The organism is Microvirga brassicacearum (assembly GCF_008757455.1).
Classification (GTDB): Bacteria; Pseudomonadota; Alphaproteobacteria; order Rhizobiales; family Beijerinckiaceae; genus Microvirga; species Microvirga brassicacearum.
Map to the genome: position 1 here is coordinate 34,896 of NZ_VCMV01000009.1, position 16,114 is coordinate 51,009.

At 61.6% G+C, this 16,114-nt stretch carries 15 protein-coding genes and 1 pseudogene; 12 read left to right on the forward strand and 4 right to left on the reverse strand.

Features of this window, described 5'->3' with window-relative positions; all coding sequences use genetic code 11:
- Window positions 1–57 precede the first annotated feature (57 nt).
- The 4 genes from FEZ63_RS06630 (at window position 58) to FEZ63_RS06645 (ending at window position 4,180) form a co-directional block, all read left to right on the forward strand.
- Window positions 58–558 (forward strand): (2Fe-2S)-binding protein, encoded by a 501-nt coding sequence (locus tag FEZ63_RS06630; protein ID WP_150942852.1) that lies wholly within the window; start codon window positions 58–60, stop codon window positions 556–558.
- On the forward strand, window positions 545–1,519 hold the full coding sequence (locus FEZ63_RS06635) for an FAD binding domain-containing protein (RefSeq protein WP_150942853.1): 975 nt from the start codon (window positions 545–547) through the stop codon (window positions 1,517–1,519). Before FEZ63_RS06630 ends, FEZ63_RS06635 begins: the two co-directional genes overlap by 14 nt.
- Window positions 1,513–3,714 carry a xanthine dehydrogenase family protein molybdopterin-binding subunit gene (locus FEZ63_RS06640; RefSeq protein WP_150942854.1) on the forward strand — a complete coding sequence of 734 codons (2,202 nt, stop codon included), beginning with the start codon at window positions 1,513–1,515 and terminating at the stop codon, window positions 3,712–3,714. Before FEZ63_RS06635 ends, FEZ63_RS06640 begins: the two co-directional genes overlap by 7 nt.
- A gap of 109 nt (window positions 3,715–3,823) precedes the next feature.
- On the forward strand, window positions 3,824–4,180 hold the full coding sequence (locus tag FEZ63_RS06645) for an RbsD/FucU family protein (protein WP_150942855.1): 357 nt from the start codon (window positions 3,824–3,826) through the stop codon (window positions 4,178–4,180).
- A 249-nt stretch (window positions 4,181–4,429) separates the two neighbouring features.
- On the opposite strand, the gene FEZ63_RS06650 is transcribed toward FEZ63_RS06645, so the two are convergent.
- The 3 genes and pseudogenes from FEZ63_RS06650 to FEZ63_RS06660 all read right to left on the reverse strand — a co-directional run bounded on the left by FEZ63_RS06650 (window position 4,430) and on the right by FEZ63_RS06660 (window position 6,782).
- On the reverse strand, window positions 4,430–4,918 hold the full coding sequence (locus FEZ63_RS06650) for a hypothetical protein (RefSeq protein ID WP_150942856.1): 489 nt from the start codon (window positions 4,916–4,918) through the stop codon (window positions 4,430–4,432).
- 220 nt (window positions 4,919–5,138) lie between these two features.
- Window positions 5,139–5,875, reverse strand: a pseudogene (locus tag FEZ63_RS26170) (sensor histidine kinase).
- A 181-nt stretch (window positions 5,876–6,056) separates the two neighbouring features.
- Window positions 6,057–6,782, reverse strand: coding sequence for an IclR family transcriptional regulator (locus tag FEZ63_RS06660; RefSeq protein ID WP_162419684.1), 726 nt, complete (start codon window positions 6,780–6,782; stop codon window positions 6,057–6,059).
- 388 nt (window positions 6,783–7,170) lie between these two features.
- Between FEZ63_RS06660 and FEZ63_RS06665 the strand changes: the two genes are divergently transcribed.
- From FEZ63_RS06665 to FEZ63_RS06700, 8 genes are all read left to right on the forward strand, one after another.
- On the forward strand, window positions 7,171–8,148 hold the full coding sequence (locus FEZ63_RS06665) for an NAD(P)H-quinone oxidoreductase (RefSeq protein ID WP_150942858.1): 978 nt from the start codon (window positions 7,171–7,173) through the stop codon (window positions 8,146–8,148).
- 29 nt (window positions 8,149–8,177) lie between these two features.
- On the forward strand, window positions 8,178–9,179 hold the full coding sequence (locus tag FEZ63_RS06670) for an ABC transporter substrate-binding protein (RefSeq protein ID WP_150942859.1): 1,002 nt from the start codon (window positions 8,178–8,180) through the stop codon (window positions 9,177–9,179).
- A gap of 74 nt (window positions 9,180–9,253) precedes the next feature.
- Window positions 9,254–10,441 (forward strand): amidohydrolase family protein, encoded by a 1,188-nt coding sequence (locus tag FEZ63_RS06675; RefSeq protein ID WP_162419685.1) that lies wholly within the window; start codon window positions 9,254–9,256, stop codon window positions 10,439–10,441.
- Entirely contained in the window at window positions 10,438–11,937 is a 1,500-nt protein-coding gene (locus FEZ63_RS06680; protein ID WP_150942861.1) for a class I adenylate-forming enzyme family protein, read from the forward strand. Before FEZ63_RS06675 ends, FEZ63_RS06680 begins: the two co-directional genes overlap by 4 nt.
- Before the next feature lie 27 nt (window positions 11,938–11,964).
- Window positions 11,965–12,978 carry a zinc-binding dehydrogenase gene (locus tag FEZ63_RS06685; RefSeq protein ID WP_150942862.1) on the forward strand — a complete coding sequence of 338 codons (1,014 nt, stop codon included), beginning with the start codon at window positions 11,965–11,967 and terminating at the stop codon, window positions 12,976–12,978.
- Window positions 12,975–13,424 carry a PaaI family thioesterase gene (locus FEZ63_RS06690; RefSeq protein WP_150942863.1) on the forward strand — a complete coding sequence of 150 codons (450 nt, stop codon included), beginning with the start codon at window positions 12,975–12,977 and terminating at the stop codon, window positions 13,422–13,424. Before FEZ63_RS06685 ends, FEZ63_RS06690 begins: the two co-directional genes overlap by 4 nt.
- A complete protein-coding gene (locus tag FEZ63_RS06695; RefSeq protein ID WP_150942864.1) occupies window positions 13,421–14,221 on the forward strand; it encodes an ABC transporter ATP-binding protein in 801 nt (266 codons plus the stop codon). Before FEZ63_RS06690 ends, FEZ63_RS06695 begins: the two co-directional genes overlap by 4 nt.
- Complete coding sequence (locus FEZ63_RS06700; protein WP_162419686.1) at window positions 14,208–14,960, forward strand: ABC transporter permease; 753 nt, start codon at window positions 14,208–14,210, stop codon at window positions 14,958–14,960. The genes FEZ63_RS06695 and FEZ63_RS06700 overlap by 14 nt, the downstream gene beginning before the upstream one ends.
- Before the next feature lie 80 nt (window positions 14,961–15,040).
- Here FEZ63_RS06700 and FEZ63_RS06705 read toward each other — a convergent pair whose 3' ends face one another.
- Window positions 15,041–16,108, reverse strand: coding sequence for an ornithine cyclodeaminase (locus tag FEZ63_RS06705; protein WP_162419687.1), 1,068 nt, complete (start codon window positions 16,106–16,108; stop codon window positions 15,041–15,043).
- Window positions 16,109–16,114: the final 6 nt, after the last annotated feature.

Sequence of the window (16,114 nt, forward strand, 5' to 3'; positions counted from 1 at the left end):
CAGCATCCGCCCCCTTTTTTTGCGTAGGCTACGATTGTGCACAACACCCCTCCCTCGATGACAGTGACCGCGACTGTCAACGGCCAGCCCGTGGCGATCACGGTCGATGTCCGGCGCACGCTGCTCGACCTTCTGAGGGAAGATCTCGGCCTGACCGGCACCAAGAAGGGCTGCGACCATGGCCAGTGCGGCGCCTGCACCGTGTTTGTCGATGGGCGGCGCGTGCTCTCCTGCCTGAAGCTCGCCGTGACGACGAGTGGACAGGCGGTGACCACCGTCGAGGGGCTCGGCACCCCGGACGTCCTGCACCCACTGCAGGAAGCGTTCATGCGTTATGACGCATTTCAATGCGGCTATTGCACCTCCGGGCAATTGATGTCTGCGCTCGCCGTCGTGGCCGATGAGTCGCTGACGACGCGCGACCAGATTCGTGAAGCCATGAGCGGCAACCTGTGCCGCTGCGGCGCTTATCAGGGTATTGTCGAGGCCATCATCGAGGTGAAGGCCAGGTCGCATGCGGCCGGTTCAGAGGATGCGACGCCTGATGCGATCGTTTGAATTCCTGCAGGCTCATTCCGTCGAGGAGGCTCTCGCCCTGCTCGCCCTGCCAAGTACCAAGGCACTCGCCGGCGGGACAACGCTTGTCGACCTGATGAAGCTCGGTGTCGAAGCGCCGGCACGCCTGGTCGATATCCAGGCACTGCCGCTTACCGAGATCGCGGTAACCGGCGAGACGCTGCGCATCGGCGCGCTCGCCAGTAACAGCGCGGTCGCCGCCGATCCGTCCGTGCGCCGGCTTTGCCCGGCCTTGTGCGACGCGCTGCTGTCCGGCGCGTCTGGCCAGATCCGCAACGCAGCGACGATGGGCGGCAACCTGCTGCAACGGACACGCTGCCCGTTCTTCCGCTCGCATGATTGGCCGTGCAATAAGCGCGAACCCGGCTCCGGCTGCCCGGCGCATGAGGGCGCCGATGCGCATCATGCCGTGCTTGGCACGAGCGATGCCTGCCTTGCGGTGCACCCCTCTGACCTCGCCGTCGCGCTGCTGGCGCTTGATGCCGAGATTGGCATCCGCGCCGGCCATGCCGCGCGGCAAGTGTCATTGGCGGCGTTCTATCGACTGCCGGGCGAAACACCACACCTCGAAACGATCATTGGCGCCGGCGAACTCATCACCCATATCGACGTGCCGATCACCCCGCTTGCCGCGACCTCCCGCTATCTGAAGCTGCGCGGACGCGCATCCTATGAATTTGCCAGCGCCTCGGTGGCGACCGCGCTCCATTGCGAAAACGGACGCGTTGTGGAACTAGCCGTCGCGCTGGGCGGGCTGGGAACGGTGCCGTGGCGTGACCGCCAAGCGGAAACGCTGCTGATCGGCGGACCTCTTTCCGAGGCCGTGATCAATCGTTTTTGCGATGCGCTGCTCGCCCCGGCCCGCGCAAGCGCAGCCAATGCCTACAAGCTGGCGCTCGCGCGCGGCGCCATTCGCCGGATGCTGGAGAGTGCATCATGCTGAAGCAGATCGGCATCGCGCAGAACCGGGTCGACGGCCCGATGAAGGTCACGGGCGAAGCGGCTTATGCCGCCGATCGGCGCCCGGGCGGCCAGCTTTACGCGCTCGCAGTGCGCTCCCCCGTTGCCGCCGGCACGATCACGCGCATCGAGACTGCAGCCGCCAAGTCTGTTGCCGGCATCGTCGCGATCTACACCCATGCGAACGCGCCCGCAGCGCTGGACTGGCATGCGGACCCCGCCGTGATGGCGCTCAGCGGCGAGGGGCTCGGGCGGCAAGCGCTCGAAGCCGCCGAACCCGAAGCGCCGCCGCCCTACCTGCCGATGACCGGGCCGGATATCGTCTTCGCCGGCCAATGGATCGCCGTGGTGGTGGCGACCTCCCTGGAAGCGGCCCGTGAGGCGAGCCTTTTGGTGAAGCCGATCATCGAACCGCACGAAGCCTCGGTCGAGATCGACGCGCGAAACGACCGTTTCCTCGAGCCGGGCTTCTTTTTCGCGGCCGACATGCAGGTACAGCGCGGCGCCTGGCCGGACACCGCTGCCAAGCAGCAGATCGTGAGCGAGACATACCGCACCCCGATGCAGAACCACCATCCGATGGAGCCTTCGGCCACCGTCGCGGTCTGGGACGGCGATGCGGTGACGGTGTTTGATTCGACGCAGGGGGTGATGGCGACGCGGGAGTACGTTGCCCGCTCGCTGAAGCTGCCGTTGGACAAGGTCCGTGTCATCTCCGCTTTTGTCGGCGGCGGTTTCGGCGGCAAGAACCAGACCTGGCCGCATCAGGCGCTGGCGGCGCATATCGCGCGCGCCCTCGGACGCCCTGTCCGCCTCCAGTTGACCCGCGCCGACATGGCGGTCGCCTCGGGCCACCGCTCGCAGACGGAGCAGGATGTGGCGCTGCAGGCCGCCTCCGATGGCAGCCTTACGGCGTTGCGTCACGTATCGCGCGTGCCGACCTCGCTGCACGGGAATTTCTTTGAGCCGTCCGGGCTCAACTCGCTGATGCTGTACGAGGCTGCCGCTCTCGGCGTGCGCCATCATGTCGTACGCAAGGCGTTTGCCACCCCAACGCCGTTTCGCGCGCCCGGCGAAACACCGGGCTCCTTCGCCGTCGAAAGCGCCGTCGATGAGCTTGCCCACGCGCTCGCCCAGAACCCGCTCGACCTGCGACAACGCTACATCCCATCCCGCGACCACTACCATGATCGCGACTGGTCCTCGAACAACCTGCTGGAATGCTATCGCCGCGGTGCCGAGGCTTTCGGCTGGCCGGAGGGGGTCATCGTGCCACGCGCAAGGCGAGACGGGCACGAGTTGATCGGCGTCGGCATGGCGACGACCGCCTACCCTGCCCCCGCCCTGCCTGCGATCGTCCGGCTGCGCCTGCGCGTCGAAGGTAAGCTGCAGGTCGAGACCTCGGCAACCGATATCGGCACGGGAATGTACACGATCCTCGCCCAGACCGTCGCCGACGAACTGAGCCTGCCGGTCGAAGCCATTGAGGTCCGCCTCGGCGACTCGAACTTCCCGCATGCGCCGACAGCCGGCCGATCGAAATCGACCGCAAGCCTGCTTCCGGCGGCGCAGCACGCAGCCCGTGCCCTGCTGCAACGCCTCGCCGCTGCCGTCAGGGAGCCGCTGTCCGAATTATCGAACGTGGCCCTGCAGGACAGATTGAAGGCCGCAGGCCTGGCGGAACTCGAGGCGGAGGGCTCCTCGACCGGGCTGCAGGTCGGCCAGCAGGTCAGCTTCTACTCGTTCGGCGCGCATTTCATCGAGGTCCGGGTCGACGAGGCTCTCGGGCGCGTCAGTGTCACGCGGGTCGTCAGCGCCCTCGATTGCGGGCGCATCGTCAATCCGAAGACGGCGACGAGCCAGATCAGGGGTGGCATCATTTTCGGCATCGGCATGGCGTTGATGGAGGACGCTGCCTTCCATCCGACGCGAGCGCGCATGATCAACGACAACCTTGCCGATTATGCCATCCCTGTGAACGCCGACATTCCCGAGATTGACGTCATCTTCGTTGGCGAGCCAGATAACCGGTTCAACGAGCTGGGTGTGCGCGGGCTGGGCGAAATCGGCGTGCCCGGAACAGCCGCCGCCATCGCCAATGCGGTATTCGCAGCGACGGGGCAACGGGTGCGCAATTTGCCAATCACACCGTCAGCTATCGTAAGAGGAGGCGAGTAGAATCACATCCTATCTATCCCTAGAGAAGGTTGTGCCATGAGTGTGGCTGTCCGCCATCAGGCAATTTGAGACAGATGGCGAGTTACTTTAGCGAAGACTCCTAATCATCTTGGTTGTTATTTTTTCCGGGGGGCTTTGCGATGATGCGCCGTCGATCGTCGATGCAGTCCTCACACTGATGCCGCGCGACCGAGCTGTGCCCGAGGCCGCCTTCCGGCCCTGTGCCTTTGGCCACTGCGAAAAGCTCAAACCCGTCTTTGGCGAGTTCGAGATGGCGATCACCCGTCATGAGCCTCACTTCAGGCTGACGCCGCTCGTCGGCGACAAGTTCAACGAACGCGTCCGTAGCGCCGATGCCGTCATCGCCAGTTCCTACACCATGGCAGTCAAGCCGGTCGGATCGGCCTTCGCGGCGCTGGTGGAACGCGAGAAGGGCAGACGGGTCATCAGCGTCCACATGGGGTAATCGCCGGAGCGAGTCGCTCTGGATCTGCAGTCCCGCGCATGGAAGCCGGTGGCTGTTCCCCGATAAGGTGGGAAAACGGGCTCACGACGGAAGCCGGGCCCAGCGGGATGTCGAGATCGGCAGGTCTGCTCGAGTCCATCGTCAATCAGGGCGCCGGCGTTGAATCCCAAATAGATCTCGAGCTCTCGGACGAGCTGGACAAAGCGCTCGACGCGGGCTCGCCCGCGCGGTCCGTTGAGGACAATGGCGCTAGCGGCCATCTGCATGATGCCAGGCAGCGTCCAGCGGGCCCTTGTGCTCGAGGTCCAATCCAAGCAGGCCGGCCAACGTCTGCTCGATGTGACGCGCCCGCATGGAGATGTGAAACCAATCCAGAATATGCGTCACCGGCCCGCGCACGGCCGCGTGCACGGCACCGACGGGCGAGGGATCACCATCGCTGAGCACGACCACCACCTCGCGGCCGGGGAGCCAACCCTGAGCGCGAAGGGTGTTGCGGATCGCGTCGGGCCGGCTCACCGGCACGACCGCAAAGTGCCTTGCCCGTCGTCCTTGAGCGTTGACACGGCCGGTGGTCACTTCGAAGTGGCGGGTCTGGACTGGGACAGCGCGGATGTGGGCGCCGTCGAGGGAAACGATCAGCGGTCCGCCCTGGGACAGGCTCATGCAATGCGGGCTGGCATGATCGCGTGTCTCGATACGATCAGCGATCTCGGCCAGGCGGCGGCGCACCGTCATGTGGTTGGCGCCGATGCCGCTCGGGAGGAACAAGCCGATGACAGGGGTGGCCTCGCGGAACGAAGCCTTGCGCCAAGCTCGGCTTGCACGCGGGCGAGTTCGGGTGTGGCGCGGCCGCCCGCAGGAAGCCCGTGTCCGGATGAATTGTCGGCGCGCGAGAGAAACAAAGAGTAGTCCTGCGGCGAGGACGGTCCATAGATTCGTGGCAACCAATGCTTTACTAGGCCATCGGGACACCAATCGTACAGACCACGCCGGTTGGGACGAACGCGATCCGGGCCTCACCGTCAAGGTCCTGTGCCAGGATGCGCTCAATCAGCCGTGTTCCAAAACTGCGGCGGCTCGGCGGCTCGACCCGTGGGCCGCCCTTCTCTGCCCAACGCAGATTAAGGTGGGGTTGAGTGCACTCGTGATCCACCCGCCACGTGAGGTCGATTTCACCAGTCAGATTCGACAGCGCGCCGTACTTGACGGCGTTGGTCGCCAGTTCATGCAGCATCATCGCCAGATCAAGAGCCATGCGCGGCGACAGCCTAGTTTCTGGTCCTCGCACGTGAAGGCGGTCGTTCTCCGGGGCGCGGAACGGCGCAACCGCTTGCGCAATAATCTCGCGCAGATCCGCCCCCTCCCATTTCTCCTGGGTCAGCACGTCATGGGCGCGCGCGAGAGCGATCATGCGCTGCTCGATCAGGGCGCGCGCTTCTGGCGGGTCGGCGCATTCCGAAGCGTCTGCGACACGATGGATTGAACCGTCGCGAGGGTATTCTTGACCCGATGGTTCAGCTCATTGAGGAGCAGTTGTTGGCAATCAGCGGTACGGAGGCGATCCGTGACGTCGTTGCCCTCGATGAAGATACCCGAAACCACCCCACCCGCCCCCATGATGGGCTGGTACACGAAATCAATGAAGGCGTCCTCAGCGGAACCATCCGGCCGCCTTTGAAGCGTTACCGGCATCTGGCGCCCGACAAACGGTTCGCCGGTCGCATAGACCTGGTCGAGCAACTCGAAGAAGCCCTGCCCCTCCAGCCCGCGGTCCGCAGCCAGCACTTGCCGAGCAATTTGCTCTACTGGCTGCGTGAACGCTTCTAGGTGTTCCGCGATGTTCACGTCCTCGTTTCAAGTTTGCGACGCAACCTCATTTTCCAGAGTTGCCTAGGATTGATTGGAATCGGTCCGCCATCTCAATTACGGTTGACGACAGTTGGGTCAGTCGATCGTTCTGGAAGTAAACAGTTGCCCCGTTAATGCTCACAGCGGCATCGACAAATTGGTTGACCCGGAAAGCGGCGGCGACACCGCATGTGCCGAGGCTCACTTCCTCGAAGTCGGTCGCAAATCTCCGGCGCTTTGCATTCTCGAATTCTGACCGGATCTCTGTCATGTTGCGTGCATAGTGTTTGGGAATGTTCTGAAGATACGCATTCCAGGTATGCGAGGGGCGGCGACCGATCAGGGCCTTGCCAACCGCGGTTCGGTAAGCTGGGGCGCGTTGGCCGACATGCGAGCGGATCTGCAATTCCCGCCGGCCGGCAATACGCTCGACAAGGATGATATCGGGCCCGTCGAGGATTGCGAGGTGCAGGGTATCTCCGACTCTCTCCGCATATTCCTGCAGGGTCGGCCGCAGCGTCTCGACAAAATCAAGACTACGTTTCTTTTTTTCGCCTAATTCAAGCAACTTGAATCCGAGGTCATACCGCTTCGAACTGTAGGACAGATAACCGTGCGCAACCAGTGTCGAAAGCAGACGATGCGTGGTGCTGCGCGACAATTCGGATTCTCTGATCAGATCGACGAGGGTTTGATTTCCAGCCGCGACAAGCCCGATCAAATTTAGCGCCTTATCAAGGACGAGACTCATCAATTTACTCCGTAGGCTCCTCATGATTTCGCGTCTGGTCGATCCCGAAATCATGAGAATGTGGTCGATCCCATCGTCCAATGCGAGGGCTCGAAAAAGCGCGAGGAATCCGCTTCCCTGTTCGTCTTGACTACCGAGGCACGTAACTCCCGCGGAACTGGACAGGTCGAGAAGCTCTCCAAGTACCCTAAGCTCCCTCGCAAATCCCAACATGCGGGATATATATTCCAAATATTGACAGCTAAAACGCGTTGCGGCAAGTTTCCTGGAACAAGAATTTTGGCGGGGATGCCGCAATAGGCACCCATAAAACCAAGGGAGCGGGCATGGCCAAGCGGATATTCACGACACCGAAGATGCTGCTCGACGCCCAGCTCCCCGAACTGCCATGCGCGCTGTCGTTCTGAGCGAGGTCGGCACTCCCGACAAGCTAACGTTGATGGATGTGGAGGCACCTCTCCCACGTGAACATGAGGTGACAATCGCTGTCACTGCCGCGGCGCTGAACTATTCCGACCTCTTGCAGCGGCAGGGGATCTACAGCAAAGCCGCCGCCCTTCCGACAATCCTCGGAATAGAGTGCTCGGGCACGATCACCCAAATGGGGAGCAAGGTGACGGGTTGGCAGGTGGGCGACCCGGTATGTGCACTAGTGACCGGTGGGGCCTATGCGGAACGCGTGGTTGCCCCGGCTTCGCAGTTGATGCCCGTGCCTGCGGGAATCGATCTTGTGGCGGCCGCAGCCATGCCGGAAGCGGCGTGTACGATCTGGTCGAACCTCATCGATATCTGCTCTATGAAGGCAGGAGACACGGTGCTCGTTCATGGCGGCGCCGGCGGCATAGGGTCATTCGCGATCCAGGTTGCCAGTGCCATCGGTGCAACAGTTTTCGCAACTGCGGGCGACGCAACGAAGCTTGCGCGTTGTGTGGCCATGGGCGCCGAGCGGGCCATCTCCTATCGTGATGACGACTTCGTCAAAGTCCTGCAAGCCGAAACGGGGAACCGGGGTGCCGACGTCATTCTTGATAATATGGGCGCGTCCTATCTGCAGCGGAATCTCGCAGCGCTCGCCATGGATGGCCGTATCGCGATGATCGGTCTGCAAGGCGGGACGGATGTGCGGTTCTCGCTTAGAGAGATGTTCGCCAAAAGAGCTTCGCTTATAACCACATCGCTCCGGGACCGCACCGCAGCTGAAAAGCAACGCATCGTCTCAGGGGCGTGTCGCGATCTTTGGCCTCTTCTAGAACGCGGTCAGGTCGTGCCTGTCATCGATAGGACATTCCCGCTGACGGACGCCAGGGCGGCGCACCAATATATGGAAACAGCCCAACACGTCGGAAAAATCTTGCTGGTGACTTAAATCCAAATACCAAACAGGGGAACTACGCAATGAAATCTCGCATTCTTCTTTCATCGCTTTTTGCCGCCGGACTGGCGATGATGAGCTCTGCCTCGGTCGCGCAACCTGCTGCCGCGCCCGAAAAGATCAATATTTCGATGCATTTCAACGTGCCGCAGCTCTCCTGGTATGGTCTTTACTGGGCGCAGGAGCATGGCTATTTCAAGGATGCCGGCCTGGAGGTGAACTTCCAGTATCTGCGCGGATCGACGCTTGCTGTGCAGGCGACCGGCGCAGGTCAATCCAACCTCGGCATTGCTGCTGCCGACACCGCGCTCCTGGGCGTCGCGAAGGATTTGCCGATCACCGCCATCGCAAACCATCTGCAGAAGGATGCGACCGGCGTCATTTTGAACAAGGCGAAGGGCGAAGCCTCGAGCTTCAAGGATCTCGGCGGAAAGACGATCGTCACCTCGGACACGACGACGCTCGCAACGCTCCTGCGATCAGCCCTGAAGCGCTCTGACATGACAAACAAGGTGAAGGTTCTGTCGGTCGATGCGCAGGCGGTCTGTACGCTCATGCTGACGGAGCAGGCCGATGGATGCACCGGTTTCTCCTTTGCGCACCTGCTTCAGGTGAAGGCAAAGGGTGTAGATCCGCTCTTCCTGCCCTTCAGCACGCCCGAATTCCCGATCCTTGGCCACGTCATCCTGGCGAACAATGATTATCTTGCCTCGCACAAAAAGCAGGTTCGCGCCTTCCTTGCTGCGGTTGCGCGCGGCTATAGCGAGGCCAACGCCGACATACCTGCAACCGTCAAGATGATGGCCCGCATCGATCCGACCCAGCCGCGCGAGACATTGACAGAGGCGATCACCATCATCGCAGGCCTCACGACTAGCCCGCGCTCCGAACAGAATGGTTGGGGCTGGATGGACGACGAGTCCTGGAAAAACCTCTATATCGGTCTGACCGAAGGCAACGTCATGCAGCCCGGCCTCCAAGTCTCAAAAGTTTACACCAACGAGTATCTGCCGGCCAAGAACTGAGGCCGGATCATGCAATCGGAGTGCCCGGATCAGTCTCCGGGTATCCCCACCACGCAATCGGACAATCTGCTGTGTTGAATCATTCTCCCCAGGAGACAGGTCTCGTCATCGAAGGTGGCGAGTTGTTCGCGCCCGAGTCGTTCGGTGTCGCGTCCATCGCCGCAATCGCTGGCGTCACGACATGGATCGGCGAAGGCGCGACAGATCGCCTTGCCGGATTGCCGGGTCTGAAAACGATCGACGCGCGTGGCATGCGGATCATTCCCGGCCTGATTGATCAGCACATTCATTTCCTTGGTGGCGGGGATGCCAACGGCCCGCTCGGCCGTGTGCCGGAATTGACCCCCGATATGCTGCTTTCCACGGGCACCACCACGGCGGTGGGGGTGCTCGGCGTCGACAACGAAACGCGCGATTTGCGCCTTTTGCTGCGCAAGGCGCATGAACTCAGGAACTCCGGCGTCAGCGCTTACCTCTATTCAGGCGGCATGCCCCTGCCGGCGCGCCATCTTATGGGAAGCGTCTGCGCGGATGTCTCCTTTATCGATCAGGTGATCGGCGCAAAATCGGCCGTGGCAGAACGACTGCATCCCAACCGCTCGTGGCACGATCTGGCCGAACTTGCGGGCGAGTTGATGCGCGCCCGCGCCCTGTCGGGCAAGGCTGCGGTTCTTCACTGCCATGTCGGTTCGCTTCCTGAAGCGATCGAGCCACTTATGAGACTCGTGACGGAACTCGGCATGCCGCCGGACCAGATCGTACCGACGCACGTGAACCGAACACCGGATTTCTCGCCGGTGTTCGGGCAGGCGATTGCCTTCGCGAAAAACGGCGGCACGATCGACATGACATGCTGCGTTTCCCGGATCGACGGGAATTTGGCCGGCGTCGACGTGCCGGAGGCGGTCAAACATTGCCTCGAAGAGGGTGTGCCGCTTGGAAACATCACCATATCGACCGACGGCAACATCCCGGCGACGGTGCGAGACATCAAGGGTCGCGCACTCGGCTACCGGGTGGTCCCGCCGAGCGTGCTCTTTCGCGATGTCATGCGCCTTGTCCATGAATCCGGGCTTGCTCTTGAGAAGGCATTGACACTCGCGACGACGAATGTGGCGCGCGTCCTTGGTCTCGCCGGACGCAAAGGCCAGATCGCGCTTGGCCATGACGCGGATTATGTCCTGCTGGGTCCGGACGACTCGATACAAATGGTGATTGCACGAGGTCGCATCGTGTTTCGTCGCGGTGAGCAAGGCGCATGATGAAGTTCAACAATCTCGGCGCGGCGCTTTCGCTTGTTGATCCCGAACGAGCGGCGATCGTGGACCTGAGTTGCGCACCACCCCGCAACATCAGCTATGGCGCGTTCGAGACGCTCGCTGCCTCGTTCGCGCGCGGATTGCGCAAACGTGGATTTGCGAGTGGCAGCCGCATCGCAGTCGTCGCCGCCAACAGCACGACCTATCTCGCCATCGTCTATGGCGCGCTCCGTGCGGGCGTCACGGTCGTACCGGTCAATTACAAGCTGCCTCCCGCGCTCGTCGCGTTCATCCTTCGGGACAGTGCGGCAAATCTCGTCTTCACCGATGAAGCGCGGCGCCATCTCGTCCCGCCCGGCATCGAATGCATCGATATGGACAACGCCGACAGATCGGGTGCGATCCCCGGCTTTTGTGACTTCGGCGATTTCGACACTATCCAGCCCGCTGAGGGCGACATGGCGATGTTCATTTACACCTCTGGTTCATCCGGCGTGCCAAAGGGTGTCATATTCTCGCATCTCGGCCACCTCTGGGCACTTCATCACCGTACCAGCGCTGCCAGTCCAATGGCACAGCGCACCGTTGTGGCGGCACCGCTCTATCACCAGAACGGACTCGCATCCTCTCAGGCGGCCCTCGGCAGCGGGGGTACCGTGATCCTGCTTCCGACATTCGAAGTCGAGGCGTTCGCGCGAGCGATTGTCGACTATGGAGTCGAGATGATTACGGCCGTGCCGACCATGATTGCGATGCTTCTGCGCCGGACCGATCTGGTTCGTGAGCTCGATTTCTCGAAGGTGAGACTCGTGCGCGTCAGTTCCGCACCGTCTAGCCCGGAGCTCATCGCCGATATCGGCCGGATCTTCCGAAACGCCAAGGTCGTCAACGGGTTCGGAACCACCGAGGGCGGGCCGATCTTCTTCGGGCCGCATCCGGACGGCATTGAGACACCTCAAATGTCAGTTGGCTACGCGCATCCCGACGTCACACTGCGCCTCATGCGCGATGGGCGGGAAGTCGAGGATGAAGGCGTACTCGAGATCAAGAGCCGCGCCATCATGATGGGCTATCTCAACAAGCCCGAACTCTCGTCCACAGTCATCACGTCGGACGGGTTCTACGTGACCGGAGATATCTTCCGGCGCGACGAGAACGGTTTCTTCTTCTTCGTCAGCCGGGCCGATGACATGTTCATCTGCGGCGGGGAAAATGTATTCCCGAGCGACGTGGAGGCGATGCTGATGCGTCATCCGGCGGTCGCCGAAGTTTGCGTCGTCCCGATCGCCGATGACATCAAGGGCCAGAAGCCGGTTGCTTTTGTCGTGAAGCGGCAGGGCGTGGATGTGAGCGAGGAGGAGATCAAGTCCTTTGCACTCCGGAACGGACCCGCATACCAGCATCCGCGTCGCGTCTATTTCGTCTCGGAATTTCCGCTTGCTGGCACCAACAAGGTCGACCGCCGGGCTTTGGCCGAGCGCATCGCTTTTGCGACATAAATTCGAGAGTTGAAAGGTACGCGTCCCGTGAGAGCATTCTACATCAAGGAACATGGCGGTCCCGAAGCCTGCGTCTACGCAACCGACTACCCGGACCCGGTAGCCAGGCCCGGTGAAGTCGTGCTTCGCGTCAAGGCGTCGACCCTGAATTACCACGACATCTTCACACGGCGCGGCATGCCGGGCATTACGCTGCGCCTGCCGGTCGTTCCAGGCCTCGATGTCGCAGGTGAGGTCGTCGAAATTGGCGAAGGCGTCGAAGGCTGGTCGCTCGACGACCGCGTGGTTGTCGACCCGATCAATCGGATCGGCCGCGGCATTGTCGGCGAGACGATCGATGGCGGCCTTGCCGAGTACTGCGCGGTTCCGGCGCATCAGCTGATCCGTATCCCGGACAATGTGGATTTCAATACGGCCGCCGTCATGCCGACCGCCTATGCGACAGCGCTGCGCATGATGTTCACCAATGGCCGCGTCTCGGAAGGTGAGAAGGTGGGCGTTCTTGGCGCCAGCGGCGGTGTCGGCGTCTGTTGCGTGCAGCTTGCCAAACTCGCCGGGGCCGAAGTCGTCGCCTTCGCCGGCTCGGACGAAAAGCTCGCGCGCCTCAAGGAGCTCGGCGCCGACCACGTTATCAACTATCAGGAAAAAGATTTCCTGGAGGAGATATACAGCCTCTATGGCAAGCCGAGCCGCCGGGGCCCAAAGGCCACCAACGGGCTCGACGTCATTGTCAACTATACAGGCGGGGACACCTGGGTGAAGTCGCTGAAGACGCTGCGCGTCGGCGGCCGCCTTCTGACCTGCGGCGCGACCGCTGGCTTCGACCCTGTCGAGGACATTCGCTATATCTGGGTATTCGAACTCCAGATCCGCGGATCAAATGCTTATACACGCGAGGACATCGTCACCTGCCTTGATCTGGCGAGCCAGGGCAAGCTGAAGGCGCTCATCGATGAGACCTACACGCTTGATCGGGCCGCTGAAGCATTTGCCCGCGTCGAAGAGCGTCGTGTTCTCGGCAAGGTGCTGGTTCGCCCATGACATCCCCGACCGCTCCCGATCTCGAGCGCTGGCTGCGACAATCGCCCTTCGTCGCGTTCATGGGTCTCGAACTTGCCTCGGCCGACCCGGCCGAAGGCAAGCTTGCCTTGCGCATGAAGCTGAAGCCGGAATTCGAGCGTTCCGCCGGCGCTTCCGGCCGATGGCATGGCGGCGTGATTTCGGCGCTTGCCGATACAGCAGGCAACTTCGCACTGATCATGGTACATGGCGCGCCGCCGCCGACCGTAAATATCCGCATTGATTATCTGCGGCCGATCATGGGTGAGGCGGTGATCGCAACGGCGCTCGTGCGCAAGACCGGTCGCAGCATCGCCTTTGTGGATATCGATATTCATAGCGAAGACGGCTCTCTCGTAGCAATCGGGCGTGCCAATTATGCGACGTCCGGATTACAGGGCGCTACACCGAGGGAGCGCAAGCCATGACAGCAGACAATAAATCGATTGTCGGCCAGAATTTAAACCTCATCTACCGGCGCGCCGGCGCCGAGCCGGTTGCGGCACTCCAGGATGTGTCGTTCACCATCGAAGACGGGCAGTTCATTTCCCTGATCGGACCATCCGGCTGCGGGAAAACCACGCTTCTCAAGATCTTCGGTGATCTCCTGGTACCGACATCGGGTCAACTGACCATCAATGGCGAACCGCCATCAGTATTGCGGCGCCGACAGGCGATCGGCCAGATGTTTCAGGATGCAACCCTACTGCCGTGGAAAACCATCGGCCAGAACATCGCGCTCCTGGGGGAGATCGCCAGCCGCAAGCCGCCACCGCATGAGGTGGCGGCGCTCGCCAACATGGTGGGGATCGGTCGTTTCATCGACAATTATCCGCATGAGCTGTCGGGCGGCATGCGCCAGCGCGCGGCACTCGCCCGCGCCTATGCCCTGAAACCCCGGATCCTGTTGATGGACGAGCCATTCGGCGCGCTGGACGAGATCACGCGCGAACATATGAATGACGAACTCGTGCGCATCTGGACGAAGAGCCGGCTTACTGTGATCTTCGTCACCCATTCGATTGCCGAAGCCGCCTATCTCTCCGATCGCGTCCTCGTCATGGCGCCGCGCCCAGGCCGCGTCGTGGCTGAAATCAGCATCGATATGCCCCGCGAACAACGCCCGGCGGAGCGGTTCGGACCAGAGCTGACACGCTGCGCCGAAGAGATTCACCACCACCTCGTGACGAATATGCAGCTGGGGAATGAAAATGAGCCTGCTTAACCGGTTCCTACCTGGCATCACTATCGTTGTGGCGCTGCTGATCTGGGAGTTCTCGACCCGCTATTTCGGAATCAAGGAGTTCATCCTGCCTGCGCCTTCTGTGGTGCTCGCGACCGCCGTCACCATCGCTCCCGAGCTCATGCGTAATATGTGGGCGACGCTCTCGGTCCTGCTCGTCGGCTACGGACTCGGTGTCGTACTGGGCATTGCGCTTGCCGTGCTGATGATAATCCTACCTCCCGTCCGGCGGGCTCTCTACCCGTTGGTCGTGATGTCGCAGACAATCCCGAAGATCGCCATCGCTCCGCTTCTGATCCTGTGGTTCGGCGTCGGGCCCGAGCCGAAAGTGTTCATCATCGCGCTGCTTGCCTTCTTCCCAGTGCTCGTCAACACGGTAGCGGGCCTGGAAGGAACGGATCGCGGGCATCTGGAGCTCATGCGCTCCGTGAACGCCAATCTCTGGAAGGTCTATCGGCACGTCCGTCTGCCTGCTGCCGTGCCCCAGATCTTCGCCGGACTGAAGCTCGCATTGACCGTGAGCGTGATCGGCGCGGTCGTCGGCGAATGGGTTGTCGGCAACCAGGGGCTTGGCTATCTGCTGCTGGCCTACAACTCCTCGCTCCTAACCGCCAATGTGTTCGCCACCTTGCTGTTGATTATTCTGATCAGTGCAGTCCTGTTCTATTCCATCACGCGGATTGAACGGGTCTTTTCATGGCGCGCGCGCCTGGATAGCTGAGAGGTTTCATTCACGCGAAAAAGCAGAAGGGCGGTCTTGCGGACCGCCCTTCTCATTTCATGCCGGCGTCGGACGAGCGATCAAATAACCGGTTGGGCCAATCCCTTGGTCTGGGCCCTCAGCAACATGCCGAACAGGTCGCGCGGCTCATCCGGATCGGCGAGAAGATCGAGATCTTCGGAAAAACCCGCTCCTTTCAGCTTGTCATGGACATAGCGCAGTGCGGAGAAATCCTCCGTCGCGAAGCCAACCGAATCGAACAGCGTGATCTGGCCGGCATGGTTGCGGCCGGGCAGCTTGCCGCTGATCACTTGCCAGAGCTCGGTCACCGGATGGTCGCCCGGCAATTGCTGGATCTCGCCTTCGATCCGCGTCTGGGGCGGATATTCGACGAAGATTTCAGAGCGCATCAGGATGTCGCGGTGTAGCTCTGTCTTGCCCGGGCAGTCGCCGCCGACCGCGTTGATGTGAACGCCGCTCCCCACCATGTTATCTGTCAGGATCGTGCTGTACTGCTTGTCGGCTGTCGCAGTCGTAATGATAGCGACGCCCTGAACCGCCTCCTGCGGCGAAGCACAGCTTTTGATCGAGAAGCCGAGACCTTTGAGATTGCGCATGCATTTCGCCGTCGCCGCCGCATCAATGTCATAGAGTTGCAAGCGGTCGACGCCGAGAATCGCCTTGAAAGCCAGCGCCTGAAACTCGGCTTGCGCGCCATTCCCGATGATCGCCATCGATGTTGAGCCTTCCGGCGCGAGATATTTGGCGGCGACTGCGGATGTCGCGGCGGTTCTGAGCGCTGTCAGGATGGTCATCTCGGAGATCAGCCGAGGGTAGCCGCTCGCGACATCGGCCAGCATGCCGAAGGCCGTCACGGTCTGCAGACCTTCCTTCATATTCTTCGGGTGGCCGTTCACATATTTGAAACCGTACAGAATGCCATCGCTCGTCGGCATCAGTTCGATCACACCATCACGCGAATGCGACGCCACGCGCGGCGTCTTGTCGAAGACCTCCCAGCGGCGGAAATCTTCCTCGATATAACCGGCCAGCTCCGTCAGGAAGGTTTCGACGCCGATGCTCAGCACCAGCTTCATCATATGGTCTACGCTGACAAAGGGGACGATGTTGAGCTGTCTGTCGGTGATCATGAT

Bases quoted from the DNA above. Each gene is read 5' to 3' on its own strand.
- FEZ63_RS06630 (WP_150942852.1), top strand. From the start codon at position 58: ATGACAGTGACCGCGACTGTCAACGGCCAGCCCGTGGCGATCACGGTC.
- FEZ63_RS06635 (WP_150942853.1), top strand. From the start codon at position 545: ATGCGATCGTTTGAATTCCTGCAGGCTCATTCCGTCGAGGAGGCTCTC.
- FEZ63_RS06640 (WP_150942854.1), top strand. From the start codon at position 1,513: ATGCTGAAGCAGATCGGCATCGCGCAGAACCGGGTCGACGGCCCGATG.
- FEZ63_RS06650 (WP_150942856.1), bottom strand. From the start codon at position 4,918: ATGACGGTGCGCCGCCGCCTGGCCGAGATCGCTGATCGTATCGAGACA.
- FEZ63_RS06660 (WP_162419684.1), bottom strand. From the start codon at position 6,782: ATGAGTCTCGTCCTTGATAAGGCGCTAAATTTGATCGGGCTTGTCGCG.
- FEZ63_RS06665 (WP_150942858.1), top strand. From the start codon at position 7,171: ATGCGCGCTGTCGTTCTGAGCGAGGTCGGCACTCCCGACAAGCTAACG.
- FEZ63_RS06670 (WP_150942859.1), top strand. From the start codon at position 8,178: ATGAAATCTCGCATTCTTCTTTCATCGCTTTTTGCCGCCGGACTGGCG.
- FEZ63_RS06680 (WP_150942861.1), top strand. From the start codon at position 10,438: ATGATGAAGTTCAACAATCTCGGCGCGGCGCTTTCGCTTGTTGATCCC.
- FEZ63_RS06690 (WP_150942863.1), top strand. From the start codon at position 12,975: ATGACATCCCCGACCGCTCCCGATCTCGAGCGCTGGCTGCGACAATCG.
- FEZ63_RS06695 (WP_150942864.1), top strand. From the start codon at position 13,421: ATGACAGCAGACAATAAATCGATTGTCGGCCAGAATTTAAACCTCATC.
- FEZ63_RS06700 (WP_162419686.1), top strand. From the start codon at position 14,208: ATGAGCCTGCTTAACCGGTTCCTACCTGGCATCACTATCGTTGTGGCG.